This is a genomic window from Citrobacter sp. C5_2 (assembly GCF_014596845.2).
In the GTDB taxonomy this organism is placed as follows: Bacteria; Pseudomonadota; Gammaproteobacteria; order Enterobacterales; family Enterobacteriaceae; genus Citrobacter; species Citrobacter werkmanii.
Genome location: NZ_CP115032.1, coordinates 2,462,410 through 2,487,928, shown reverse-complemented (window position 1 = coordinate 2,487,928; position 25,519 = coordinate 2,462,410). Strand labels below are relative to the sequence as shown.

Annotated in this window: 21 protein-coding genes; 6 read left to right on the top strand and 15 right to left on the bottom strand. The window is 50.6% G+C overall.

Annotated features, from left to right (window positions below; genetic code table 11):
- Window positions 1-91: 91 nt before the first annotated feature.
- A complete protein-coding gene (locus tag ICA20_RS12205; RefSeq protein WP_038640860.1) occupies window positions 92-1,501 on the bottom strand; it encodes a hypothetical protein in 1,410 nt (469 codons plus the stop codon).
- A gap of 615 nt (window positions 1,502-2,116) precedes the next feature.
- Entirely contained in the window at window positions 2,117-2,719 is a 603-nt protein-coding gene (locus ICA20_RS12200; RefSeq protein ID WP_038640863.1) for a helix-turn-helix transcriptional regulator, read from the bottom strand.
- Between the two features lie 43 nt (window positions 2,720-2,762).
- Here ICA20_RS12200 and ICA20_RS12195 point away from each other — a divergent pair, with 43 nt between their 5' ends.
- Both ICA20_RS12195 and ICA20_RS12190 read left to right on the top strand, forming a co-directional pair.
- Entirely contained in the window at window positions 2,763-3,458 is a 696-nt protein-coding gene (locus ICA20_RS12195) for a B3/4 domain-containing protein (RefSeq protein WP_038640864.1), read from the top strand.
- Between the two features lie 21 nt (window positions 3,459-3,479).
- Complete coding sequence (locus ICA20_RS12190) at window positions 3,480-4,373, top strand: dihydrodipicolinate synthase family protein (protein ID WP_038640865.1); 894 nt, start codon at window positions 3,480-3,482, stop codon at window positions 4,371-4,373.
- A 51-nt stretch (window positions 4,374-4,424) separates the two neighbouring features.
- Here ICA20_RS12190 and ICA20_RS12185 read toward each other — a convergent pair whose 3' ends face one another.
- The 4 genes from ICA20_RS12185 to dpaL form a co-directional block, all read right to left on the bottom strand.
- The gene (locus tag ICA20_RS12185) at window positions 4,425-5,588 is read right to left on the bottom strand and encodes a M20 aminoacylase family protein (RefSeq protein WP_038640867.1); all 1,164 of its coding nucleotides are present in this window, start codon (window positions 5,586-5,588) and stop codon (window positions 4,425-4,427) included.
- Between the two features lie 19 nt (window positions 5,589-5,607).
- On the bottom strand, window positions 5,608-6,846 hold the full coding sequence (locus ICA20_RS12180; protein ID WP_038640868.1) for a Zn-dependent hydrolase: 1,239 nt from the start codon (window positions 6,844-6,846) through the stop codon (window positions 5,608-5,610).
- A gap of 25 nt (window positions 6,847-6,871) precedes the next feature.
- Window positions 6,872-8,164 carry an aromatic amino acid transport family protein gene (locus ICA20_RS12175; RefSeq protein WP_038640870.1) on the bottom strand — a complete coding sequence of 431 codons (1,293 nt, stop codon included), beginning with the start codon at window positions 8,162-8,164 and terminating at the stop codon, window positions 6,872-6,874.
- A 119-nt stretch (window positions 8,165-8,283) separates the two neighbouring features.
- Window positions 8,284-9,486 carry a diaminopropionate ammonia-lyase gene (dpaL, locus tag ICA20_RS12170; protein WP_051594545.1) on the bottom strand — a complete coding sequence of 401 codons (1,203 nt, stop codon included), beginning with the start codon at window positions 9,484-9,486 and terminating at the stop codon, window positions 8,284-8,286.
- A 333-nt stretch (window positions 9,487-9,819) separates the two neighbouring features.
- On the opposite strand from dpaL, the gene ICA20_RS12165 reads away from it, so the two are divergent.
- A complete protein-coding gene (locus ICA20_RS12165) occupies window positions 9,820-10,281 on the top strand; it encodes an Lrp/AsnC family transcriptional regulator (RefSeq protein ID WP_038640872.1) in 462 nt (153 codons plus the stop codon).
- Between the two features lie 346 nt (window positions 10,282-10,627).
- Here ICA20_RS12165 and mppA read toward each other — a convergent pair whose 3' ends face one another.
- Entirely contained in the window at window positions 10,628-12,241 is a 1,614-nt protein-coding gene (gene mppA, locus ICA20_RS12160) for a murein tripeptide ABC transporter substrate-binding protein MppA (protein ID WP_038640874.1), read from the bottom strand.
- A 184-nt stretch (window positions 12,242-12,425) separates the two neighbouring features.
- On the opposite strand from mppA, the gene mpaA reads away from it, so the two are divergent.
- Complete coding sequence (mpaA, locus tag ICA20_RS12155) at window positions 12,426-13,154, top strand: murein tripeptide amidase MpaA (protein WP_038640876.1); 729 nt, start codon at window positions 12,426-12,428, stop codon at window positions 13,152-13,154.
- Here the strand turns inward: mpaA and ycjG are convergent.
- The gene (gene ycjG, locus ICA20_RS12150; RefSeq protein ID WP_038640881.1) at window positions 13,129-14,094 is read right to left on the bottom strand and encodes an L-Ala-D/L-Glu epimerase; all 966 of its coding nucleotides are present in this window, start codon (window positions 14,092-14,094) and stop codon (window positions 13,129-13,131) included. The two genes, mpaA and ycjG, sit on opposite strands and share 26 nt — an antisense overlap.
- Window positions 14,095-14,209: 115 nt before the next feature.
- Between ycjG and tpx the strand changes: the two genes are divergently transcribed.
- Entirely contained in the window at window positions 14,210-14,716 is a 507-nt protein-coding gene (gene tpx, locus ICA20_RS12145; RefSeq protein ID WP_038640885.1) for a thiol peroxidase, read from the top strand.
- 155 nt (window positions 14,717-14,871) lie between these two features.
- Here tpx and ICA20_RS12140 read toward each other — a convergent pair whose 3' ends face one another.
- From ICA20_RS12140 to pspE, 5 genes are all read right to left on the bottom strand, one after another.
- Window positions 14,872-17,364: a lysozyme gene (locus ICA20_RS12140; protein ID WP_080700409.1), complete on the bottom strand. Its 2,493-nt coding sequence runs from the start codon at window positions 17,362-17,364 to the stop codon at window positions 14,872-14,874.
- 217 nt (window positions 17,365-17,581) lie between these two features.
- The gene (tyrR, locus tag ICA20_RS12135; protein WP_038640886.1) at window positions 17,582-19,123 is read right to left on the bottom strand and encodes a transcriptional regulator TyrR; all 1,542 of its coding nucleotides are present in this window, start codon (window positions 19,121-19,123) and stop codon (window positions 17,582-17,584) included.
- A 146-nt stretch (window positions 19,124-19,269) separates the two neighbouring features.
- Complete coding sequence (locus ICA20_RS12130; RefSeq protein WP_038640890.1) at window positions 19,270-20,331, bottom strand: YcjF family protein; 1,062 nt, start codon at window positions 20,329-20,331, stop codon at window positions 19,270-19,272.
- Window positions 20,328-21,725: a YcjX family protein gene (locus ICA20_RS12125; protein ID WP_038643189.1), complete on the bottom strand. Its 1,398-nt coding sequence runs from the start codon at window positions 21,723-21,725 to the stop codon at window positions 20,328-20,330. Before ICA20_RS12125 ends, ICA20_RS12130 begins: the two co-directional genes overlap by 4 nt.
- A gap of 142 nt (window positions 21,726-21,867) precedes the next feature.
- The gene (gene pspE / locus ICA20_RS12120; protein ID WP_038640891.1) at window positions 21,868-22,185 is read right to left on the bottom strand and encodes a thiosulfate sulfurtransferase PspE; all 318 of its coding nucleotides are present in this window, start codon (window positions 22,183-22,185) and stop codon (window positions 21,868-21,870) included.
- 230 nt (window positions 22,186-22,415) lie between these two features.
- Here pspE and ICA20_RS12115 point away from each other — a divergent pair, with 230 nt between their 5' ends.
- A complete protein-coding gene (locus tag ICA20_RS12115) occupies window positions 22,416-23,426 on the top strand; it encodes a LacI family DNA-binding transcriptional regulator (RefSeq protein ID WP_038640893.1) in 1,011 nt (336 codons plus the stop codon).
- A 31-nt stretch (window positions 23,427-23,457) separates the two neighbouring features.
- Here ICA20_RS12115 and ICA20_RS12110 read toward each other — a convergent pair whose 3' ends face one another.
- Both ICA20_RS12110 and ICA20_RS12105 read right to left on the bottom strand, forming a co-directional pair.
- On the bottom strand, window positions 23,458-24,363 hold the full coding sequence (locus ICA20_RS12110) for an OmpG family monomeric porin (RefSeq protein ID WP_038640896.1): 906 nt from the start codon (window positions 24,361-24,363) through the stop codon (window positions 23,458-23,460).
- A 65-nt stretch (window positions 24,364-24,428) separates the two neighbouring features.
- Window positions 24,429-25,511, bottom strand: coding sequence for an ABC transporter ATP-binding protein (locus ICA20_RS12105; RefSeq protein ID WP_038640897.1), 1,083 nt, complete (start codon window positions 25,509-25,511; stop codon window positions 24,429-24,431).
- Window positions 25,512-25,519 lie beyond the last annotated feature (8 nt).

Genomic DNA, 25,519 nt, shown 5'->3' with positions numbered 1-25,519 from the left:
ACTAATGATGCCACCTTAATGGTGGCACCTGATCTGTAATACGTAACCAACAGCCATCGTCTGTATCCGTTTAAAGGATCCAGATGATGGTTTACTGATTAAATCTTTCTTTAATGTGATTATCGCTTTTAACAAAAAAGTAGCACATCCCCATTACAACAAATATGAAACCGGAGCCGACGACCCAGTAACCGGGACCAAAGGCCTGGGGGTTCAGTATCATGTATATCAGGGATCCAATAGAGCAAAGCAAGACACCGGTGCGTAAAACCCATTGGATAAGTTTTGTCTGTTCATCCTTCAGTAGATGCTGGGCAAACAACATAACAACCATAATAGCCGGAAATAATATCAAACTGACATCAAGATGCAGCATGCGGAATGCAAAACCATACTCCCCTAGTGGCACAGGGTTAGCTGAGTTATAAAGATCGGCTCGATACTCTTCCAGGAACCCCATACCTGCTACGGTAATCACTATGCTACACCATGTAAGGAAGATCCCCATAAGAGTGTACTTGCTGGATTTGTTTAGTTTGACGCCATTTTTCCCTTTTCCGAAAAGTATTGCGCCAATCAGAAGTAAACCGCCACATAAAATAAAGGTACCGATTGTGAAATCACCTAAATCAATACCAGCCACACTATGGCCTCTGGGTTCAAAGAATCCTTTTTCTGTAAATATATGAGGGATCTGTAAATGAGAACCACCGAAACCTGATACCACTAAAATAATAACAACAGCAACCAGCCCAAAAATAACCAGCCATTCACCAGTTGCTTTTATCTTTGCAGCATATCCGGATAAATATCTCCCGTATCTCCAGGTCACTGCCGACAGTATAAGACCAATGACAGCCACTACCATCATGTCAGAGTGAGAGCGTAGTAAATTGTCCTGCCATTCCGGTAGGGTATAACCAATCTTACCAGCATACCAACCTAATATTCCCAGCCAATCGCCAAAATCAAGAATGAACCCGGCTAAATCGCCAATCAGTGCTGCAATGACAGCTGTGCAGGATGCGGCTATAACCAGATAATATGTTCGTGATGACTTTAATTCTTTATTTTTTAACAGAATAAGTCCTGATAACATTGTTATCAGTATCACATCAAGCGATAAAAAAGAAAGAATTTGGTACCACAATGCATGCTTGCTGGATTCCATAGAACGATTGATCGCACCACCACTTACACCAATTAAAATTGTGGCGATTGTGCAATAGAAAATAATTTTTTTGAATTTTCCGTCAAGACCATAAATCTGACTAACCAGTAGAGCAGTCAGACCAGCAAGACCTACAGACAAGCCATGAAAATACATTATTCTTGAGTAATCTACGGGAGTTACTCTGTCCACAAAAATAGAAAAAGGATTTGAAATAAAAACACTGCATACTGCATAAATGACCAGAATGATGAGTAGCCATTTGATTACCTGTGGCCAGCTATGTTTCCCCAGACCTGGTTCAGGTTCATAGTCCGTTGGTTTTATCATGTATGTTATCTCTGTTATGGCTTTTGCTGAGATTTTTGAACACGTGCCAGTGAGTCAAACTGACAGAGCAGTAAGACCAGTGGCCGCGTTTTCTTCTTCTTCAAATTGCCTTATTAGTCCAAATATCTTTGTATAAAGTACCTTGATCCTCGGGATCAGCCAGTGTGATCGCCAGGATCTGTCGGTCATATTATTGGTATAAAAAGGTCAGCATATTGACCAAGATCTATAAATCTTTTGAAAGGTGACCCCAAAAAACGCAGATTATGTATGTATGACTCAGCAAGTCAGAGACGCTAATGACAGAATAGGTATAACGATGAAAATATATAAAATCAGATGGTTATATTCATCATCACAGCTTTAAGGGAGGTACTGTTGTCTGGGGATAGTCAAAACAAAGCAGGTCAGTGATTGAACAGCATCGCTATGCGATGAAAATGCCCGAGAGGCTGGTATCCTTCACCAGCCTTCTGTTTCCGGAGATGACAAAGCACGGGATCTGGCAGACAGGTATATCGGGAACAAAGCCAGCCGTAGTTATCTCTGAGAAATAGATCTTGAGCGTATGTCCGGACGATTTTTATCCCTACACATCTCATTCTTACGAGTTACTCAGGATGCTTTCTCATTCACTGTCATGATAAATATCAGTGGGCTCTCGCCCCGGTTTTCATAGAAATGAGGGACATCCGTTCTGGCAGTTGCAGAACAACCGGAATTAACCAGATACAGATGCTCTTGTACGCCAAGCGTGAGCGTCCCCGTTTGTACATAAAACAATTCAAGTGTTCCCGTAGAGTGACCGGGAGAAGCAAACTTTTCTCCTGGCTGCATTTCCCACATCCAGAGCTCTGTCATATCCGGCCCTCCGGAACCAGCAAGAAGCCTTGCTCTTCCTCCTTTGTCGCCTTTCCAGAGTTCAGGGATCTCACCTTCAGCAATAAGATGGACGGTTGGTTTTGTTCCTACATCGACAAAATCAGCCACCGATACCCCCATTGCGGCTGCCAGACGGCATAACAGCGCAATACTGGGATTGGCCTTACATCCTTCAATCTCGACCAGCGCTCCCTTACTGACATTTGCCTGCCTGGACAGCTCATCAAGCGACATTTTTTTTTGTTTACGGTACTGCTTAATTCGCTGCGAAACAGCTTCATTGACGGTGCTAACATCTGCACCCGCATCGGTCATTAAGTTGACTTTTTTGGTCATTGGTCGATATCATAAAATAAATTGGTCATTACAGGATTATCCCGTGTTAACACATTCTCCGTCAATTGCCCCGGAAGTTTATCGTATTGCTCCCGGTTTTCGAGCGCTTAGTATCTACGTAAAAGCCGCGCCGGTACTGAATCCTGACGTTGGCAGCGCCGCCTTGCTGGAAGCTTGTGAGGCGGTTCTGGCAGGCAGACCGGAATGGGCGGAGTCTCATCTGGCCGCATGGGCTGGCGTTTTTCAATCATTTGGCGCCAAACCAAAGCGCACGCCTTGTTCAGCTGATGCGCTACGTAAGCGCGTGCTTCGTGATGGCATGATGCCAGCACTGGATCCTGTTGTTGATCTTTATAACGCCGTCAGCCTCCGCTATGCCGTTCCGGTTGGTGGCGAGAATATTTCCGCTTACCAAGGCGCTCCGCGTCTGACCATTGCGGAAGGTACCGAGCCCTTTGACACGATGAAAGAAGGCGCACCTGTTATCGAGTATCCCTCCCCCGGAGAGGTTATCTGGCGTGACAATGCTGGCGTCACCTGCCGTCGCTGGAACTGGAGGCAAGGGATAAGGACACGTTTAAGTGTTGAAGCGCAGCAAATGTGGTTTATTCTGGAAAGTCTGCCACAGATGCCGCTGGAAAAGCTTCATGAAGCAGGAAGAATGCTGACTGACGGTCTGGAAGAAATGATGCCAAGTCTGTGGTTTGAAATTACTCTCATCGAAGATCAGCACCAGTAATTTTATTCAGGACAAACACCTATGTTTACTGGCTTGTCTGCGTTTCCCTTAACTCCAGTCACCACCAGCGGCGTGGATGAAAAGGGCTTCAGTCATATTCTTTCTCGCCTAACAGAAGCCCAGGTTGATTCTATGGGTATCCTGGGGTCAACCGGAAGCTACGCTTATCTGACCCGGGAGCAACGCAAGCGCATCGCGATTCTGGCAACACAGCACGCCGGAGAGATCCCTGTCATGGTGTGTGTGGGAGCTGTCAGCACGGAAGCCATCCTGCATCTGTCAGACGATGCGCAAGCCGCGGGCGCAAATGCCCTGCTGCTCCCGGCTGTCTGCTACCAGCCGCTCCGTGACGAAGAAGTCTTCGCACTATTTGAGACCGTTACCCGACACGCGTCTGTGCCGGTGTGCATCTATGATAACCCGGGCACCACACATTTTACCTTTACGGATGAACTGCACGGGCGTCTATCCTCACTGGAGGGGGTTCGCTCGGTCAAGCTCCCTGGTGTCCCGGATAGCCCGACTGCAGCGAGAGAGCGGGTAGAGGCATTGCGTCAACACCTGCGCCCTGACGTAACCATCGGTATCAGTGGGGATGCTTATGCCGGGCTGGGATTAAACGCCGGCTGTGAAGTGTGGTACTCCGTTAGCGGTGGTTTGTTTCCGGTGATGGCGAAACAAATTACTGACGCAGCGGCGGCGAACGATCATGAACGCGTTACTGCCCTGACAACGCGCCTTGAGCCATTGTGGGCGCTGTTCCGTAAACATGGCGGAAGCATCCGCGTTATTGCTGCTGCCGCAGGCGTGCTTGGACTTACCGATACGGACTGCCTCCCTCGCCCCCTGCAGCCTTTGTCAGCAGGTGATATCGCGGATATTGCCCGTGTGATAACCACACTGGAGCTGAAATAACCGCCCTTGAGGACCGGCTGTCTGCCGGTCCTTCTGAAAACTGACCGGGCATTACTGCGACAGGCGGATTCTGACGATCTCGGCAAAATATTCCGCGCCGGTTAGTAAAATTTCATCGTTAAAGTCATAACAGGCATTGTGCAGCGGCGTATTGCCCTGCGGGTCTGACGCATCGCCGTTACCTAAAAAGACAAAGCAGCCTGGAATTTTCTGCAGGAAAGCGCCGAAGTCTTCCGAGATCATCATCTGCGCGACATTGCCATCGACGTTCTTCTCCCCCACAACGTTCTCTGCCGCGTTCACCGCCACGTCCACGCAATGTTGCCAATTCACCGTTGGCGCGAACTCGTGCGTATAAATAAACTCGCACTGCGCCCCATGCATCGCGCAAATTGCTTCGCTGATGGTTCGCATCCGTTCTTCCAGCAAGGTCTGCACCTCAGGGGAGTAGCTGCGGGTATCGCCCTTAATTTCAACATGGGTGGGAATGGCATTGCGGATGCCATCGGTGTGCAGTTCCGTACATGAAATAACCGCCGGCACGTTAGGATCGACGTTGCGCGAAACGATGGTTTGCAGCGCCAGAATAATCTCCGCCGCAATCACCAACGGATCTTTACTCATATGCGGACGTGCGGCATGTGCCCCCTGACCGGTAATGCGAATAATAAAGTTATCTTCACTGGCCATAATCCCCCCCACCCGTGTAGCGATGGTTCCAGCCTTCATGCCTGGCATATTGTGCAGACCATAAATCTCTTCAATGGCAAAACGCTCGATAACGCCGTCCGCCATCATCGCATTCGCACCGTAACCCGGCTCTTCAGCGGGCTGAAAAACAAAACAGACGGTGCCATTGAAGTTCCGGCGCTGCAACAGCAACTGCGCAGCACCCAGCGCAATGCAGGTATGGCCGTCATGTCCACAACCGTGCATACGTTCAGCGGCGCCCGAGCGATAAGACCGCTCGCCCTGTTCTGTCAACTGGATAGCGTCAATATCGGCGCGAATAGCGATAACGCCCTTTCCGTCACCGCATTTCAGCACACCCACCAGCCCGGTTTTACCAATGTTACGATGCACTTCGATCCCCATCGCCTCGAGTTTTTCGGCGATGAATTGCGCAGTTTTTACCTCTTCAAAGGCACTTTCCGGGTTGGCATGCAGATGACGACGCCATGCAATAAGCTGCTGCTTTAACTGTTCCTGATTCATATTATTCTCCTGTAAAACGCTATTCCGCGCGCTGGGCGCGTTGTAATACCACCTGCAGCAGCACGTTGGCACCGGCAATCAGGTCTTTGGCTTCGCTATGCTCTTTGACGTTGTGACTAATGCCATCAACGCAGGGGACGAAGATCATCCCGGCCGGGCAAACCGAGGCCATAAACTGCGCATCATGACCTGCACCGCTCGGCAGACGCCTACAACTCAGCGCCTGACGCTTTGCCTCGTCTTCTACGGCATTGACAATTTCATCGGCAAAAATAACCGGGTTAAAACGCACCAGCGAACGACTGGTTATTTCGACGCCCTCTTCTTGCGACGTTCTGGCGACAAACTCGGCAAGCCGTTGTTCCGCCAGTTTTAAGGTCTCATTATCGGTATTGCGCAAATCCACCGTCATCACGACATGGTTGGGAATCACGTTAATCAGGTTCGGTTTAAAGACCATATGTCCGGCAGTAGACACCTGATCGCCACCAAGAGTAAGCGACAGTTCGCGGGCGTATACGGCAATTTTCGCCGCCGCCAGTCCGGCATCGTGGCGCATATTCATCGGCGTGGTGCCCGCATGGTTGGAGACACCGGTCAACGTAAATTCCTGCCACGAAATCCCCTGCACGCCGGTTACCACTCCGATATCAATTCTCTCTTTGTCGAAGATCGGTCCCTGTTCAATATGCAGCTCAACGTAGCTATCCACCGACAGGTCGCCCGGTCGACAAGCGCCTTTGTAACCAATCTCGCATAACGCCTCATCAAGAGTTACCCCATCAAGATCCTTCGCTGCCAACGCTGCATCAAGAGGATATTCACCAGCAAACACCACGCTGCCCATCATATCGGGCTGAAAACGTACACCTTCTTCGTTGGTAAAGAAGGTGACCGCCAGCGGACGACGGGGACGAATGCCCGCCTCTAAAAGAGTGGCAATCACCTCCAGACCCGCCATCACGCCGTAATTGCCGTCGTACAAACCGCCAGTGCCGACGGTGTCAATATGCGAGCCCATCATGACCATCGGTAACGCCTCTTCACCGGCATAGACGCCAGTAACATTGCCAATAGCATCGATATAGATTGCCAGACCCAGCGCTTTCATTCTGGCAACGACAAAGTCCCTGCCCGCTTTATCCTCCGCGGTCGCCGCGAGGCGACAGACGCCCCCGCCCTCCAGCGCGCCACATTCGCCGAGCGCGAACAAAGAATCGATAAGCCGCTGGCCGTTAATCTGCAGATAATGACTCATAAAAACATCTCGCTATTCATCGTGGTTACTGGAACATGCCGTAAAAAATGGCAGATACGGTAATCAACCCAATCAGGGTGACAAAAATGTTGCTGGCTTTGCCGCGATACGGTGCCAGCACCGGTAATTTATGGATGGCATACATCGGTAACAGCAGTAGGATTGCCGCCCCAGTAGGGCCGCTGATGCACTCAATAATGCCGAGAATACTGGGGTTTTTATAGGCAGCGAACCAGCAGGTCAGAACCATAAAAACCAGGATAACAGCGTCAACTGCGCGAATACCTGGCTTTTTCCCCCGAGAGGCGGCAGCCTCAAGAATCAGGTCTCGCAGTGATTCATACGCGCCGATATAGTGGCCCAGAAATGATTTGGTAATGGCGACAAAAGCGATAATCGGCGACAGCCAGGCAATAATTGGCGTGTCAAACTGGTTCGCAAGATACGAAAGTATTGAGAGGTTTTGCGCCTTCGCTTCCGCCAGTTGCTGTGGCGACAGACTTAACACGCAACTGAGGACGAAAAACAGCACGACCACTATCATCAACAGGATGCCATAGCGCTGAATCTGTGCGCATTTGCGCTCGGCAAGCTCCAGGCCGTAGCGCTGTTTCTGGCGCACGACCATCGGCGAAATAATCGGATAGTGGTTAAACGACATCACCAATACCGGAAACGTCATCCACAGCGTCAAGAAAATGCTGCGCCCATCCCCCATCGCGCTAATGCTTACGGTGTGAAAAATCGCGCCGTTCCAGTGCGGAATCAGAAACAGCGACATAAATATCAGCGAGATAATAAAGGGATAAACCAGGGTGCTCATCACTCGCATGATCAGCCGCTGCCCCAGGCGGACAATAAGCATCAGCCCGAGAATCAACACGATAGCCACCAGCGCCCGTGGCGGCTCCGCCAAGCCGAGCTGGTGGCGGATAAAACTCTGCGCAGTATTGGTGATCGCCACTGCATACATAATCAAAATGGTATAGACGGCGAAAAAATAGATAACGGTAAACACCTTCCCCGCCAGCGCGCCGAAATGTTCGCCGATAACATCGGTAATGGTGCTTTCCGGCGTATTCGAAGAGTAAATAAAGCGCGCCAGTCCGCGATGCGCCAGATAGGTAATCGGAAAAGCAAGAGCGAAAACAATCAGTAGCGGCCAAAAGCCGCCGATCCCGGCATTTATTGGTAGAAACAGCACCCCGGCGCCAATCGCCGTTCCGAACAGGCCAAGCACCCAAACGGTATCTTCGCCATGCCATTTTGTGGAATTACAATATCCTCTTTCTTCTGTAACAGCAGTTTCAGTATTCATCGGTCATGTTCTCTCAGCATTACGCAAAATCGCATATGTTTTATTTATTGTCAGAACGCATGTCATACCGAGGGCATGTAGGGTAGGTAAGATGGCCCTCTTATTATTGCCGTTGGCGGTTAGCCATTGCGGCCAAACCAGACGATGTCTTCATAGACATCCGGGGAAGTGTCCCCTTCGGTACTGATTAACAGGACATGCGCATCGGCATTGAGGCGCAGCGATTCGGCGAGATGGCGAAACTCCGGCTGGGTCATCAGCGCATACAGCACCCCCGCGCCGATAGCGCCGGATTCGCCGGATATAAAGGGTTCATCAGTGCCGGGGCGCGGCGCAGCCAGCAAACGCATACCGTTGGCGGCAAGATGATCGTCAGCGGAGATAAAGCAGCGGGCATGGTCGCGCAGCATCGGCCAACTGGTGATGTTCGGCTCGCCGCAGGCAAGTCCGGCCATCAGGGTCGCCATATCGCCGCCGACGCTGTGCGGCTGACCATCATTAATGGTCGCCGAGCGGTATAGACAATTTGCTTTATGCGGTTCGACAATGACGATTGTCGGCGCTTGCTGCTGCATTTTTTCGACGAAATAGCCCATGATGCTGCCCGCGAAAGAGCCAACCCCAGCCTGCAAAAAGAGATGTGTCGGCAACGGCGCCCCACTTTGCATCAGTTGATCCCAGGCTTCAACGGCGAGCGTCATATAACCTTGCATGATCCAGGTTGGAATCTGTTCGTAACCTTGCCAGGCAGTATCCTGCAACAGTACCCACCCGCGCTCTTTAGCGGTTTTATCAGCCAGCCTCACGGTATCGTCGTAGTTAAGATCGGTAATGGTGCATTCGGCGCCATGTCGACGAATATTTTGCGCCCGCACCAGCGATGAACCTTTCGGCATGTAGACCACCGCCCGTAACCCAAGCTGCTCCGCCGCCCACGCCACGCCACGCCCGTGATTGCCGTCGGTGGCCGTCACAAACACAATATCTTTAATACAGGCTTTAATTTCCGGCGAATTAAGATCGGCGAAGCTTAAGGTATTAATGTCACGCCCAAGTCGTTCGGCGAGATATTTCCCCATAGCATAAGATCCACCCAGCCCTTTAAACGCATTAAGACCGAATCGCTGTGCCTCATCTTTAATATGCAGCGACCCCAGCCCCAGACGCTGGCTTAAATAGCCTAGCTTGCGTAGTGGCGTTACCCGGTAGTCAGGAAATTTCTGGTGAAAAGCCTGTACGTCTGCGCCGACGCGGTCATTGAGCAGGCTGAGATCGACACCCTGACCATAAACTTTTTGGCGAGAATTGAATTGGTATTTCATTATGTCCGTCATAAATACACCTTTTTTATTCATACCGTCATGCCGCGATGAATTAATTCCCCCACTAAACAACAGGCATAGAGCTCCACGCGGCCAAATTAAGCGCAGGCCGAATAACGGAATGAACGGGTTGTGAAATAATGTGGGTTGATTCGTTATCGGCTAAAAAACACGATTTATCGTCTTCCCACTGATTGAGATGGTACACTGCCCCCAACGGTAAAATGGCGCAAAATTGCCCTAAGAGGCGCAATTTTCAATCTGATTTACCTATCTGGCGCAACAAAGTTGCATTAGTGAGGCGTATCACACTTTTATAAGGCCGTTGAAACGATGAAACTGGACACCTGGGATAAAAAAATCCTCACACTGTTGCAGCGCAATAATCGCCTGTCGCAACGAGAGATCGCCGATCTCGTCAGCCTTTCCCCCTCGGCAGTCAATCGGCGGATCGCTGCACTGGAAGAAGCCGGTATTATTAGAGGCAGCGTCAGCCTGATCGACGCCACAAAAGTTGGTCGCCCTATCACTATCATGGCGCAGGTCACCATTGAAAATGAGCGTCTCGATCTGCTGGAAGAAGATAAGCAGCGATTCGTTAGTTGTCCGCAGGTGCAACAGGTTTATTACGTTACCGGCGATTTTGATTTCCTGCTGGTAATGAACGTCCGCGATATGGCGGAATACGAGGCCCTGACCCGCGATCTCTTTTTCGCCTCAGGGAATATCAAATCCTTCCGCACCCTCGTTTCGATGCAAAATGCCAAGCAGGAAATGACAGTGGTTATCGAGTAAAACGCCCGGATGATGATGGCGACAGGTCAGAAATTGGCCCATGTCTAATTTATTTCCGAAATCCGCCTTCCATATGCGAATTCTACTTGTCTGCCAGAAGATGACAGGTAACATGGCTATCCCCCCGAGTAACGGGGAAAACGATTTTTTATTGGGCTACAAACAGAGAGACTACAGAAAGAACACCGAATCCGCTGGTGTAACCAAAACATACAGGCCATCACGGTCTGCAATCTTGTAGTTTTTTTCTCTGGCTTTCAGATGCTAAGGAGAAACTGGCGCTGTAAGCCGCGCCAGCTCTGGGTTTATCCGTGGTTACCTTGCGTTAACATAAGGCCAGTACCGATTAGTGCTTCACAATATACATTGTGCGGCTGTATGCGACATCTTCAGGGTTGGTAATCGGATACCCTTTCAGCCACGGTTTAATTAACCGCCCGTTGGTATACTGATAAATTGGTGCAATAGGTGCCTGCTCCATCAGAATTTTCTCTGCCGTATTATAATCCGCATTCCGCGCCTTCTCGGTATTTTCCAACGTAGCCTGAGTTAATACTTTATCGTATGCCGGATTATTAAAGCGGGAGATATTGCCCGTATGGGTCGATGTTAATAACGACAGGAACGTAGAAGGCTCATTGTAGTCCCCCACCCAGGAAGCGCGGATCACATCAAAATTGCCGGTATTACGGCTGTCGATATAGGTTTTCCACTCCTGATTCTGCAGTTTTACGTCGACACCGAGGTTTTTCTTCCACATAGAAGCCACTGCGATAGCAATCTTTTGGTGGTTTTCAGAGGTGTTGTACAGCAGCGTCAGTTTAAGCGGTTTCTGCGGACCATAGCCTGCTGCACGCAGCAGGGTTTTCGCCTGAGCATTCAACTCTTCCTGACTCATTTGCTCAAACGGCGAAGGTTCAGGTACAAATCCTGCCGTAACATCCGGCGTGAAATGCCAGGCGGGCTTCTCGCCGGTACCTAATACTTTCTCCGCCATCAAACGACGATCGATCGTCATACTCAGCGCCAGGCGCACGCGGGAATCGGCAGTCGGTCCCTTCTGGGTATTGAAGGCATAATAGTAAGTGCCAAGCTGAGGCGGGGTATAAACCTGGCCCGGAATATCCTTCAACAGTTTCTGATACATGTTTTTCGGGAAGGATTCCGTGATGTCAATATCACCCGCAAGGTAGCGCTTGGTGGCTGCCGATTCCTGATTAATGGGCAGGAAGGTGACTTTTTGCAGAACCGTTTTGCCGTTGTCCCAGTAATGCGTATTCGGTACAACGACCAGTTTTTCATTTACGACGCGATCTTTGAGCACATAGGCGCCGTTACCAATCAGATTACCCGGTTTGGTCCACTCTTTGCCGCTCTCAACGTTGGCTTTTTGTACCGGATAAAATGCAAAACTTGCCGTCAGATTGGCAAACCAGGGGAGCGGTTTATCCAGTTGAACTTTTAATGTACGCGCATCGACCGCGCTAACGCCAAGCTTATCAGGCGCGGCTTTGCCATCGATGATCGCCTGAGCATTGCTAATACCCGCCAGCGCAGCAAACCACGCAAACGGTGATAGTGTTTTGGGATCAACCAGACGCTGCCAGCTGTAGACAAAATCCTGCGCCGTTACCGGTGTACCATCGGACCATTGCGCATTGTCGCGTAGCGTAAACGTCCAGATGCGGTTATCGTTACTTTTCCACTGGGTGGCGACGCCAGGAACAATTTCTCCCTTCTCATTCTGATTGACCAGCCCTTCAAATAAATCACGAATAACCTGAATTTCAGGAAGTCCGACGGCCTTTGCCGGATCAAGCGACGCCGGTTCATCTTTTATATGCCGCACCAGTTCTTGTTTCTCTGCCAGTACCGTTCCGCTGGGAACATCAGCAGCCCATGATAAGGAAATGCTGCTAACCAACAGCGCACAACAGGTTACTGAAACAGAATGCTGCATAAAATATCCTCAATTCCGGCTACTAAGTGAATGTGTAATTATTTGTATCGCCAGCAGGAAATGCAATTAACTTCCGACAAGAAAGTGATATTACACCTGAAAAGATAAGTGTGTGAAAACGATTTGATTATCCATACATTTTGCACAACACTGCGAGTAACTATTCGAGCATTCAGAGATGACTATGACCGCTACCCGTCCCCGTGCCGAGCGCGGCGCATTTCCGCCAGGAACCGAACATTACGGACGTTCATCGTTAGGCGCACCGCTAATCTGGTTTCCTGCGCTGGCAGCCGATCATGAAAGCGGCCTGATACTGGCAGGTACGCACGGTGACGAAAACTCATCTGTCGTCACCCTTTCCTGCGCATTGCGTACGCTTAACCCTTCCCTGCGTCGTCACCATGTGGTGCTGGCGGTGAACCCCGACGGTTGCCAGCTTGGGCTGCGCGCAAATGCGAACGGCGTAGATCTTAACCGTAACTTTCCTGCCGCAAACTGGAAAGCGGGTGAAACGGTATATCGCTGGAACAGTAGCGCAGAAGAACGCGACGTGGTTTTGCTGACCGGCGAGCATCCGGGGTCAGAACCAGAAACCCAGGCGCTGTGTCAGCTTATTCACCGGATTCATCCCGCCTGGGTGGTTTCTTTTCACGATCCGCTGGCCTGTATTGAAGATCCCAGACGCAGCGAGTTAGGCGCATGGCTGGCGCAGTCATTTGAATTGCCGCTTGTCACCAGCGTAGGTTACGAAACGCCTGGCTCTTTTGGTAGCTGGTGCGCCGACCTGAACTTGCACTGTATCACCGCCGAATTTCCGCCCATTTCATCCGATGAAGCGAGCGAGAAATACCTGCTGGCCATGTCCAATCTCCTGCGTTGGCACCCTAGAGATGAAGCTGTCCGGTCGTAAAATGCAGGGATGGCTCCGCGTCGCTGGCAAGCCAGGTAGGTCCATCGAGATCGGCAAAACTGACCTGCGGCGTGAGGGGTAACGCCGCGCTAATCGCCCGGGATGTACACAGCATGCAGCCCAGCATCAGCGCAAATCCCTGCTCGCGCGCATCGATGGCCAGCGCCAGCGCTTCGGTCAGGCCCCCTGTTTTATCCAGTTTGATATTGACCATTTCATAGCGCCCGTGCAGCGCTTTCAGGCTGCTGCGGGTGTGGCAACTTTCATCTGCGCAGATCGGTAGCGGATGCACAAAATTCTCCAGCGCGGCATCATCCTGCGCCGGGAGCGGTTGTTCCAGCATCGCAACCCCTAAATCAGCCAGAAGCTGACAGCGCGCGGCCAGGCCCTCTGCCCGCCAGGATTCGTTAGCGTCGACAATGATCGTGGCCTCAGGAACAGCCGCACGAATGGCAACCATTCGTTCGCTGATTAAACGGGCATCCAGTTTGACTTTCAGCAGTCTCGCCCCATTTTCCCACAGTGCTGCCGCGCTCGCCGCCATCTGTTCGGGCGTTCCAATCACCACCGTTTGCGCTGTCGTCACCACCTCCGCCAGTTCGCAACCCACCAGCTCAGCCAGAGACAATTGCTGTTGTCGCGCATTCAGATCCCACAACGCACAGTCCACCGCGTTACGCGCCGCTCCCGCTGGCAGCAGCTTTTGCAGTTCTTCACGCGTCAGTCCATTTTCCAGTTGTGGCGCAATACTCATAATTTGCGCCAGCACTGAGGCATCGCTTTCACCGTAGCGCGGATAAGGCGTACACTCTCCAACGCCTGTGACGCCATTTTCTTCCACTTCGACCACCACCACATGCGCTTCGGTTCTGCTCCCACGGGCAATAACAAAGGGAGTGTGCAGCGGCCAGGCTTCCTCATATACCTTTACTGTTCTCATTCGTTTTCCTTAGTGCAGTCCCTGAAGCGGATATCCGCAAATAGCGTTTGCCGTGTTAACTGCTGATGGCATAAACTAGCCTCGACGTTAACTATATGTAAACAGGAAGATAACCATGTCACAAACCGTTCATTTTCAGGGCAACCCGGTTGCAGTCGCTGGCTCCATTCCTCAGGCAGGAAGCAAAGCTCAGGCTTTTACCCTTGTGGCTAAAGATCTGTCTGACGTTACGCTGGGCCAGTTCGCCGGCAAGCGCAAAGTGCTGAATATTTTCCCAAGCATCGATACCGGCGTTTGCGCGGCATCGGTACGTAAGTTTAACCAACTGGCGACAGAAATCGACAATACCGTCGTACTGTGCGTTTCGGCCGACCTGCCCTTTGCCCATTCTCGTTTTTGCGGTGCGGAAGGTCTGAGCAACGTTATCACGCTGTCCACCCTGCGCAATGCAGAATTCCTGAAAAACTATGGTGTTGAAATCGCTGAAGGCCCATTAAAAGGGCTGGCCGCGCGCGCCGTGGTGGTTATCGACGAGAATGACAACGTTATTTTCAGCCAACTGGTCAATGAAATTACCAACGAGCCGGATTACACTGCCGCTCTGGACGTGCTGAAAGCGTAATAAGCACTTAGCCTTTTATACAACACATTCTCAACCTCGCTACGGCGGGGTTTTTTATTGTGCACAGCCCCTCCAGCCTAGCTGGGGGTTTTCCATAGACAACAAGTAAGCCGTAACATTGCTGTTACGGCTTTGAAGGTGAGGACTTTTTTAACTTACCTGGACGCTTTCAACATTTCATCCGTTAAGGTAATCGAATCGAGTACGGTAAAGATTTTTGCACTTTCACTACTGCCGTCAGCGGTAGCCGCATAAACTTTATCACCCGCTTTCAGTTTATTCACAGAGATAGTCTCAGAAGGCGACCAGTAACCCTGGTGCGGATTCATCACCGTGGAACAACCTTTGCCGAAATTCTTGATCATACCCTGGAACCAGGAGCCACAAAGAGTGGTGGTCGTTTTTCCTTTTGCATCGGTTGAATCGTAATAAAAGTTAACGTACTCATATGCAATCATCATTGATGTACTTGCATTAATCGTATAAGTCAACGAACCATTTTTAACCGACGTCTCTGACGAGGCAATTTGCGAAGGGCTGCCCGTAGTTACATCTTCGAGGGTGTACTGATAAGTTAATACAACAGTCCCATTCGCATCCTTGACCTGTACAACATGGCCTTCCGTGACTTCCCCTGTCAACATTTGTAACTTAACATTAGAATAGCCGTTTCCTAAATCAGTGACGTACACCCTGGCGACCTTATCATTACCGTATTGACCAAAATAGTACGGCTCACCAACGGCATCACGATTCCAACCATCATGTTGTAAGGTGACAGTGTATTCCCCACTTTCGATACTGGCCGTATTTTGTGTCCAGTTTAATTCCGGGTTATTTGTCGATTTGTCAACGTTGACGTCTTTTATTTCCGTCTCTGCCGGTGTCTCATCGCTATGGGTAAACGGTGCAAACACTTCACTGAAGGCGTATTGCGGAGCCTGGGATTCAGTCAACCCACTGTGTTCTGGTGATACCTGACCGGCAACACCCGGCTGGTCACGCATCATCGACCACATGCCTATCATGCCCATATCGCGATCTTTGGCATCGTCCATCACCAGGTTAGCATCCGACAGATAGAACACTTCGCCCTGCACGTCGTTGTAGCCGTTCATCGGCGTAACGCCCATCATGGCGTTGATCTCGTCATCGCTCTTATCGGTGAATATCTGTTTTAACTGGCTTGACAGGTTTTCTATAGCTGAGGTTGCACATTTGCCATGAATATTCTGCCCTTCCGTACCCTCGGACTGACAGATACTGCTGCCGTAGTCCATCGCCATCACGTTTACGCCCGCCAGATTAACCCCTTTGGCCTTCGCATCGTTCAGTACATACAGACCGTCATCGGTCAGACCTGTCGGCAGAATAGGCAACGTGTACCAGATCCCCACGCTACGACCTTCCGCTTTCCACTGATCCTGCGCGGCCTTAACAGCTTCGTTACGGCGGTTAATGGAGTCATGGTCGGCAACCCAGGTCCCTTCGATATCGAAGTCCAGCACGTTCAGGTTGAGGTTTTCAACGATGTCATAATAGTGCTGCTGCAGTTGTGATACGTCGGTACAGGCTGCCGCCAACGGTGAGTTATTGGCACCCCCTATGGAGACCATGACATCTCCGCCGGCTTCACGCAGCGCTTTAATTTTACTGTACTGCGTGTAGTCATTAATGTTGTAGGCCGTGCCCCAGGTTGGCAGACAGGTATCAGCATCTTTCGCCACCACAAAGGCCATGGTGAAGTGGGTCACATTCTGGTTTTTGGCAAGACTGGCAAGGTCTGGCAGCGAGTTCAGGGTATAGTCGACATACGGCGCGTAGACATGAGCAGGCCACGCAGATGAAGGTGTCCCGACCATTGCTTTAGTGCCGGACCAGTCAATATAAATTTTCCACGGATTGGTATCGGCTGGCGTGACTTTCTGGACTTTAGCCTGGGAAACATAGTTTTCGCCGTTATATCGAATGAGTGTCCCGCTTTCATACAGCGTTGAAGAATTAAATTCAGGCGCATTATTGAGTTGATCCGTCGTATACGTTACGACAGCACCCAGCGGTTTCCACGGGCGACCATTGGTGCCAGACGGGTTCTGGTTTGCCTCCAGGGAAGGATCATCGCCAATGGTATAAAATAGCGCCTCATATTCCTGGCCGTCTTTCTGAACTTTATCGCCTTTATTGTACGTCGTGGTTGCCGACCACTGCGCGACTTCCGCATACATTTCCCATGGATTGGCTGCCCCCGGCGTGAAACCGTATGCGCTCTGTGCGGTAGAAGTCTGCCAGGTCGCACCGTTGTAGGTAACAATATCATTGGCATTGTAGGCATTTGCGCTACTGTAATCCGGATAGGTTACCGTTCCGCCGCCAGTATCGCAGGTTGTCGGGTTACCGTATTCTGCGATTTCTGCAGCGGTTGCATCACGTTCAAAACGCCAGGGATTATTAGCTTCATCACCTGAGGCATTTCCCGGACAATCCGATGCGCCAACCCACCAGGCATTGGTATAGACGCCGCTGTCATAAATAACTTCGTAAGGGCCGGTTCCTTCTTGTCCACTCCAGGCTTCAAGAGCCAATACGGGTGCTGCGGCGCATAATGCGCCCATTCCAATTATTGTTTTGGTAAATATATTAAGTTTCATAATCATCCCTTATTAATAATCGCATTATTCAAAATGCGGTTAATTGTAAGAGGAATGCGGAATGAGTGAAATGAATAGCAACTACAGGAATAATTAATTAAGAATGAGGGATACTGGTCACATGAGTATTAATATTCAATATAAATACATTGAAATAAATTAATAATATGAACAAATAAAAAATGCCAACCCCATAATCAGGATTGGCAATAATACTTTATTCTTCACTTTTCTTTTGATTCAAACCATACTCGCGTAACTTGTTAGCGATCGCAGTATGTGAAACACCAAGCCGTTTGGCCAGTTTACGCGTGCTGGGGTAATTCATATACAGTTGCGTCAGTACAGAACGTTCAAAGCGGCTGGTAATTTCATCCAGCGAGCCTTCCATCACCTCTTCTCCGACCGCAACCGTTGCCGCATCGTAATCTGGCAATAATATATCCTGTGGCCGCAACTCATATCCCTCTAACTGGGTCAACGCCCGATAGATGGCATTTTTAAGCTGGCGCACGTTACCTGGCCAACCGTAGCGGGTTAATACCGTACTGAGATCGGCGGACAGTTTCGGACGCGGTACGCCCTGTTCGTCGGCAAAACGCGCCACAAACAGTTCGGTGAGCGGCATGATATCTTGCGGACAATCGCGCAGCGGCGGCAGGTTAAGGGTCAGCACGTTCAGACGATAATACAGATCTTCGCGGAACAAACCTTTCTGCACCAGCTCCACCAGGTTCTTTTGCGTGGCGCAAATCACACGTACATCGACATGGACTTCATGATCTTCGCCAACCCGGCGGAAGGTCCCGTCATTGAGGAAACGCAACAATTTGGTCTGCATGCTCGGCGACATTTCGCCAATCTCATCCAGCAGCACTGAACCGCCGTTAGCCTGCTCGAAGAACCCTTTTTTACCTTCCCCTGCGTGACCGAACAACTCGCTTTCGACCGCGTCTTCAGGGATCGACGCACAGTTCAGCGCCAGATACGGCTTCGCCGCACGCGGGCTCGCCAGATGACAGGCATGGGCAAAGAGATCCTTACCCGTACCGGTATTACCGGTGATCAGCAGCGGTGCGCTCAGCGTCGCCAGCTTACGGGCCTGTTCTACGACATGCTTCATTTTGGCGCTGACGGCAATAATCTGGCTAAACGCGCTCAGATCCTGCGTGGTCATATTTTGCAACTGACGCCCCATCCGGATGGTGGAACGCAGCATGACGACGGCTCCCGTCAGCATTTGCTCCTGATTTTCACCCTGCAAGTGAACTGGCGTAATTTCCATCAGGAAATTCTGTCCGTTAATCACGACATGCTCGCTATGTGAATCCTGCGGATTGCTTTCGAGCCAGCGCTGGAAGTTAAAACCATTGATTAACTGGGCGGCAGTATGATTACGCATCCGCTCCTGAGAGTGAGCAAAAAGCTGACAGCTCGCAGGGTTCGCCATCTCAATTTTGCTTTTCATATCCAGAGAAAGAACGGGTTCAGGCAATGCCTCGAGCAGCGCACTCAGCGCCAGATGTTCCCGTTCGGAAGGCATCCAGGGGACGGTACGTACATCCGTAACTCCTGAAATACGGCGGATTTCAGCCATCAGACTACTGAAGTTGGTGAACTCCAGCTCCGCAAAATTAAGGTAAATTCGCCCGATGGGGTCAATCTCGATACCGCGTAAATCAATGCTTCTTAGCACCAGTAAATCGAGCAATTCGCGGGTCAGACCAAGTCGGTCTTCACAAAAGACTTCCAAACGCATAGGAACCTTCACCTGGACAAGGGATTATGTGTTAAATGATAAGACAGTATTTGGTTTGCAGGAAGAACTCTGTCAACAAATATTGACAGCACGCTGGAAAATTGGGCGCCGCGGCGTAAAGTTATACCATCGACACCCTGTTCCAGTTAACTTTCACGCGGAGATTTGTTCTTTTGTAAGGTCTCTTTGACCTGACCAATCAACTGGCGGCGAAAATCCCCAAGTCGTGGTTTATCGTCATCTATCCACGGGAGCGGACGGCAGAGTTCCATCGCTTTAATACCCAGACGCGCCGTTAACAGCCCGGCACCAATCCCCTGCGCAGCACGTGTGGATAAGCGCGCCGCCAGATCTTGCGACATCCAGTCCATACCAACCTCGCGGACCAATTCGCTGGCGCCGGCAAAGGCGATATTCAGCAGCACCAGCCGGAACAGACGCAGACGACTGTAATACCCGAGTTCAATGCCATACAGCGAGGCAATACGATTAATCAGCCGCAGATTGCGCCAGGCGATAAATGCCATATCCACCAGCGCCAGTGGGCTGACGGCAATCATCAGCGTGGACTCCGCCGCAGAACGACTGATCTCACGTCGCGCCTGCGCGTCCAGCACCGGTTGCACAAGATGGGCATACAGGCTGACGATTTCACGATCGTTTTGCGTTTCGTGGATAGAGGCATACCAGCGCTGTAACGCCGGATGGGACTGATCAATACCCGCCTGCTGCGCCAGCTTTTCACAAAATGCGCGACCTTTTCCTGTTCCGTGGCTATGAAGCAGGTCTCGCGCTTCATCACGTTCATGCGCTCGCTGGCGCAAACGCCACAACCTGCGCCACTCGGTCGCCACCGACCCCACGCCCGCGCCGACGATCAGCGCGCCCGCGGCGCACCCTCCCAGCGCGATCCAGTCCTGGGTCTGCCAGGCATTCATGGTCCACTGTACGCCCTGTGCGACAACGCTCACACCAAACAGCGCCAGCCCGCCCATCACCATTTTGCGCCACAAACTGCGTTTAGGACGCAAGGCAGCATCAATCACCGCTTCTGCCTGGCCTTCGTCTTCCAGAGGCTCATCCAGTGTCGCCGGAGCAAAGGTCTGCGCTTCCGTTTCATTGAACATTTGCTGCGCTTTAAACGCCGTGTTTTGTTCCACGTCCAGCGGACCTGAGAAATCGATACGCGGTTTTAACGGCTCGCTCATCGCAATTTATCTCCTATTAAAAACTCCAGCGCGGCATCAAGACGGATATGCGGTAAGGGTTTATCAACATCCATCACCTGCGGGCGAAATGCTTCAAACTGAAATCCCTGGCTGTCCCAGAATGCCTGTCCTGGCAGTCGTGCGGGCACTTCACCAGGATAGACGGTCAGCGGTTCGCCATCGCTCAGGCGATTGCCACGCAGCGCCGGGATCTTTTCGCCTTTCACATCAATCAGGCCACTGGTGGTTGCCTGTACCGATGCCAGGCCCAGACAATCCATGCTAATACCTTCGAACGCGGCGTTTTGCCAGGCATCCTGAATCAGTTGCTGGAGCAACGACACCATATTGGCGTGCTGATCGACCGTGACATGGTCAGCTTTGGTGGCGGCAAATAACAGTTTGTCGATCACCGGAGAGAACAGCCGACGAAACAGCGTACGCTGCCCGTAATGGAAGCTTTGCATCAATTGGGTCAGCGCCAGACGCATATCATTGAACGCCTGTGGCCCGCTGTTGAGCGGTTGCAGGCAATCCACCAGTACAATCTGGCGATCAAAACGCAGGAAGTGATTCTTATAAAAGCCCTTCACAACCTTTTCGCAATAGTAATTAAACCGCTCGCGCAACATGCCTGCGTTGGTGTGTTTGTCCGCCTGTGCCAGCTTAGATTCGCCGTATTCTTCCACATCCGGCCACGGGAAGAATTGCAGCGCGGGCGCACCCGCCATATCTCCCGGCAGGACAAAGCGACCTGGTTGAATAAAATGCAGTCCCTGCTGTTTGCACTGATGCAAATACTCCGTCCACGCGGCGGCAATTTCCGCCAGACGGTTTTCATCAGCAGGGGCCAGCGGATCCAGCCCCTGGCATAGCTGTCGCCATCTGACCGACCATTCGCCCCGCTGACCTTGCAATAATCCGGTCATCTGCCGCGACCAGCTCAGGTAATCCTGCGCCAGCATCGGTAGATCGAGCAGCCACTCGCCCGGATAATCGACGATTTCCAGGTATAGCGTGGAGGTGTCTTTGAAGTGGCGCAGCAAAGAGTCATTGGACTTGTAGCGCAGCGCCAGGCGAATTTCGCTCACCCCGCGCGTCGGTGTCGGCCAGGCTGGCGGAGAGCCATACAGCTGAGCCAGTCCCTCATCATAGGTAAAACGCGGAATGCCAAAATCACGTTGAGGAACCCGTTTAACGCCGAGCAGACGTTCTTCGCGCACGCAGCTGAGCAACGGCAGTCGCGCACCGGCATGAATATTGAGTAACTGGTTTACCATCGCGGTGATGAACGCCGTCTTACCGCTACGGCTAAGCCCGGTGACAGCCAGGCGCAAATGCCGATCTACGCCGCGATTAACCAGCGAATTGAGTTCATTTTTAAGTCGCTTCATCGCCATCCCGTTATGCTGAAGGAACCGAAGAAATTATAACAAACAGGAAGTAAAGATAGGGGTCAATTCTTATTTATCAACTACCTGAGCGGTGTCAGACGGCACTATTCGCGCCGCCTGTTACAGAAGATATACGGATGGTTTAGTTATTCTCTACTTTTGGCAGCGCGATCTGGTTGATTCCACCTTCATTCGTCACCTGCGTGTAGCCCATTTCAACGAGCATATCCTTCGCCTGCCCCGACTGACGCCCGGAGTTGCAATACAACTTCACGGTGTCGGTCTTATCAGGCACTTCTGTTGCGATACGCGCCTTCATCTCTTTTAACGGAATATTGACGGCCCCCTGAATATGCTGCTGTTGGTATTGCTCAGGCACACGAACATCAATCCAGTGTTCGGCAGCATAAACCGGCATGCCAATGACCAGTGCCAACGCTAATACGCCTTTTTTAAACATAATATCTTCCTGATCGAGAGTTGGATTTCACTACAACACTATACGCCAGTTCTTAAGAAAATATTGCGACTGCATTATCATCGTACACACCAGCAGATCGCATTGTTCTTCAGGTAACACATTGTGCGGTGTGTCTTTTGATTTTTCTGTCAGCATTCTGTGATTGTTGTCATTCGGCATTGAACTCCATAATATGTCCGCCATTGACTCTCGGACGGAGCTTGGGATCTATGTCTCCTACCATTTATGATATTGCACGAGCCGCTGGCGTATCAAAATCCACGGTATCGCGCGTGCTGAATAAGCAAACCAACATCTCGCCGGAAGCGCTGGAAAAAGTGCTGCGCGCTATTGATGAGTTACAGTATCAGCCCAATAAACTGGCTCGGGCGCTCACCTCTTCCGGCTTTGACGCAATAATGGTGATATCAACCCGTTCTGCCAAAACAACCGCCGGTAATCCCTTTTTCTCTGAAGTGCTGCATGCTATTACGGCCAAAGCCGAAGAAGTCGGTTTTGATGTCATATTACAGACGTCGCGAAGCACCGAAGATGATTTACAAAAATGTGAGAGCAAAATTAAGCAAAAATTGATCAAAGGCATCATTATGCTGAGTTCTCCCGCCGATGAATCTTTTTTTGCAAGACTGGATAAATATAACGTCCCGGTCGTGGTTATTGGTAAAGTGGAAGGAGAGTATGCCAATGTGTATTCTGTAGACACTGATAACTATCGTGACAGCATCACACTGACAAATGCGCTTATTGAGAGCGGCCACAGTAATATTGCCTGTTTACATGCCCCGCTTGACGTTCATGTTTCCATCGATCGCGTCAACGGGTATAAAGCCAGCCTTCAGGCACATAATATTCAAATACGCGATGAGTGGATTATTGATGGGGGTTATACTCATGAGACCGCCCTGCTCGCTTCGCGGAAATTACTGAGTCAACAACCGTTACCCGACGCAGTATTTGCCACCGACAGTTTAAAGTTAATGAGTTTATATCGCGTGGCGGCAGAGAAAAATATCGCCATTCCGCAACAGCTTGCCGTTGTAGGCTACAGTAATGAACTGCTGTCTTTTATGCTGACACCCGTGCCGGGAGGCATTGATGTCCCAACTCAGCAGCTCGGCGAACAAAGCTGTAATTTATTATTTAACCTGATTGCCGGTGAGAAAGGCTTACAAAATATTACCGTGGGCACGCAAATATCGTTGGCCGACTCACTGGTGTAAAAACAGGGGCATAACAATGCCCCTGCACATTTTAGAATGCGTAATTCACACCAATCCCCGCATAATGGAATCTGTCGCTTTCACCTTCGTCGTGATCTTCCCATTCATATGCATATTCCAGTGACATTGATAAACCATTTTGGAAATCATAAGCATACAGTAAACCAAGGCGATTGAAATCATGCCCTTCCCGTTCCGGATCATCCTGCCAGTCCCAGTTTGACCAACGATCAAGGCCAATACGGGTGTACGGCGTCAGGGTGGTATTGCCGAAAGACAACGGTAAGTAAGCACGGATTTCCTGGGTCGAGAACTCGCCATTATTACGCGAATCCGCCAGATTAAAACCGCGTTCGAGATAATAGTTGACCGTTAAGCCCACCGTTTCGTTGAAGGTATAATTCAGACCGGTTTCGCTTTCAACGCGGCTATCTGAGTAACCCGTGGTACTCAAGTCATTGACGAATTGATACATTGCCAGCCAGCCGCTAAAACGCAAATCGTCGCTAAGTTTAATATCCCAGTCCGGCTGAACTTTCCAGCGCTGCATATTGGCAGTGTCTTTTCCTGGTTCATTAACATAGTGATAGCCGTAATTACGGAAACCACCGGTCAGGCCGAAATTAACATCCTCGCTTTCGAGGAATTGATAGCGAACTTCCAGTTCCGGGCGATCAAACCAGGTACCGCGTTTCCCCTCGCTGTAATCAACCGGACCTTCCTGATAATAGGCCAGAGATATTTTCCATGGTCCATTGGACGCATTAAAATAGACTGACGGCTCAGCCAGTCCATCCATATCTTCGCCCTGACCTTCAACGTTTTCTATTTCGTACATGGCACCGATATTAAAGCGCCAGTCATTTTTTTCAGCGGCCTGCGCACAGGCCACTCCTGCGCTCATAATCAGCGCAGTAGCGGACAGTAGGGTTTTCATTATTATTCCTTGTTAAAATACTCGCAAAAATGCCCCAAGGTTTGGGGGGTTATCCCCCCGGAATTTTATTGAATAGCCACTTCAGTTTCAGCATCAAAGAAATGGCATTTCGCCATATCAAAATGAATAGTGATATTTTCTCCTGCGTGATAATCATTCACTGCCCCAGCACGGACCACTAACTCATGCCCCCCAACGATGGTATAAAGCATAAACTCAGCGCCTGTTAATTCTGCGACGCTAATTTTTGCTGATACATTATTTTCATTATTAGGCTGCGGATGTATGTCTTCAGGACGAATACCCAGCGTAACGGCCTGATGCTCATAACCCTGCGCTTTTAGCTGTGCTAATTTATTTTCGGGAATGGTTAACTTCAGCGTTTCGGTAACGAATTTATTACCATCAATCGCGCCACGAATAAAATTCATGGCCGGCGATCCAATAAATCCGGCGACGAACATATTTGCCGGGTGGTTATACACCGTTTTCGGTGCGCCAACCTGTTGAACAATGCCATCCTTCATAATCACAATACGCGTCGCCATCGTCATGGCTTCGGTTTGATCATGGGTAACATATATCATGGTGGTATTCAGTTTCTGATGCAGTTTGCTAATTTCTGCCCGCATCTGCACGCGAAGTTTGGCATCGAGATTCGATAAAGGCTCATCCATCAGGAAGACCCCCGCCTCACGAACAATCGCACGTCCCAGCGCCACGCGCTGACGCTGACCGCCGGATAACGCGCCAGGTTTACGCTGCAGATAATCGCGCAGGCCAAGGATTTGCGCCGCCCAGTTAACGCGCTCCTCGATCACCGCCGGAGCAATTTTCTGCATCTTCAGGCCAAACGCCATATTGTCATAGACGGTCATGTGCGGGTACAACGCATAGTTCTGAAAAACCATCGCAATATTGCGCGATTTCGCCGGCACATCATTCATCCGTTTACCGTCAATCAGCAGATCGCCGCCGCTGATCTCTTCCAGACCGGCGATCATGCGCAACGTCGTTGACTTCCCGCAACCGGAAGGCCCAACAAAAACAATAAACTCTTTGTCTTCGATTTCCAGATTGAAGTCTTTAACGACGTGCACCTGGTTGTCGTAAATTTTTTGAATATGTTGCAACGAAAGCTGTGCCATGTTGAATC